We start from the raw sequence: 1,395 nt of genomic DNA, 5'->3' as shown, positions 1-1,395 counted from the left end.
TGAATAATATCTCTCGCTTCTTCAAGCAAGCGTCCGTAGTTTACGCCTGACGGACAAACAGGTTCACACGCGCGGCAGCCGAGGCAAAGCTCGAGTGACCGTTCGACATCCTCATCAGGCTCGATCGTCCCATCGACGACCGCTTTCATGAGCGCGATGCGTCCGCGCGGAGAATGGCTTTCTTGAAAACCGGATTCGATGTAGGTGGGGCATGACGGCAGACAGAAGCCGCAGCGCATGCAATTCAGCAGCTCTTCCTCATCCATTCTTTGTTTAAACTGCTGTTCAATGACCTTTCTTTCGTCAGCTGTCGTCATCTTGTCACCACCACTCGCTTGCGGGAGTCTTTCGCAAATATCTTCCCGGGATTCATGATGTTGTTTGGATCCAATGCCTGTTTTACCGCCTTCATGGCGGCGATTCCCGCATTGCCCAGCTTCAGTTCCAAATAGGGGGCTTTCATTTCGCCGACCCCATGTTCTCCGGTAATTGTTCCTCCCAGTTCAACCGCTTTTTTAAAGATGTCTTCAAAAGCCTGTTCGACCCGTTTCATTTCTTCACTGTTTCTGACATCTGTCGTACAGGTCGGATGAAGGTTGCCGTCGCCTGCGTGCCCGAATGTACAAATCGATATTTGGTGCTTTTCGGCGATCGAATTAATCGCTTTTACCATTTCAGCAATTTCAGAACGCGGTACCGTAGCATCCTCCAGAATGGTCGTCGGCTTTAACCGCGCTAAAGCCGAAAGGGCGGTGCGGCGGGCCTCCCGAAGATTTTCCGCTTCAGCTTCTGTTTGCGCAGTTTGAACGGACACAGCATTTCCTTTTTTGCAAATCTCTTCAATCACGGCGATATCACGGCGAACTGCATCTTCGGTGCCGTCCTGTTCGATCAGGAGAACCGCTTTGGCATGGACGGGAAGGCCGATTTTCGCGAAGTCTTCGATCACCTGAATCGTAGGTTGGTCGAGAAATTCGAGTGTCGTCGGAATGATTTTATGTGCAATGATATTTGAAACAGTTTGTGCTGCAGAGTCGATATCTTGATAGAGAGCGAGGACGGTTTTTTTTGTTTCGGGTGCGGGGATGAGTTTTAATGTTGCTTCAGTGATGACGCCGAGCGTTCCTTCAGAACCGACGAACAGACGCGTCAAATCATAGCCGGCAACATCTTTGGCCAGCTTGCCGCCGGTGCGGATGATGTCCCCGTTTGCAAGAACGATTTCCAGCGCCATGACATAATCGCGGGTCACTCCGTATTTCAAGCCGCGGAGGCCGCCTGAGTTTTCGTTAATATTCCCGCCGATTGTCGAGATCTTCATTGAGCTCGGATCGGGCGGATAAAATAATCCTTTTTCTTCAGCGGCGTGAATTAAGTCAAGTGTGATCACACCGG

2 protein-coding genes are annotated in these 1,395 nt (G+C 50.8%); both read right to left on the bottom strand.

Annotation, left to right across the window (positions count from 1 at the left end; all coding sequences use genetic code 11):
- On the bottom strand, positions 1-317 hold a 317-nt coding region (locus ACWHAR_RS21375; RefSeq protein ID WP_452087756.1), incomplete at its 3' end, for a 4Fe-4S dicluster domain-containing protein.
- The coding region (locus tag ACWHAR_RS21370; RefSeq protein WP_452087755.1) for an FAD-linked oxidase C-terminal domain-containing protein at positions 314-1,395 on the bottom strand (1,082 nt) is incomplete at its 5' end. The genes ACWHAR_RS21375 and ACWHAR_RS21370, both read right to left, overlap by 4 nt.

The organism is Bacillus sp. LR--39 (assembly GCF_053613335.1).
This window is presented reverse-complemented; position numbering and strand designations above follow the sequence as displayed.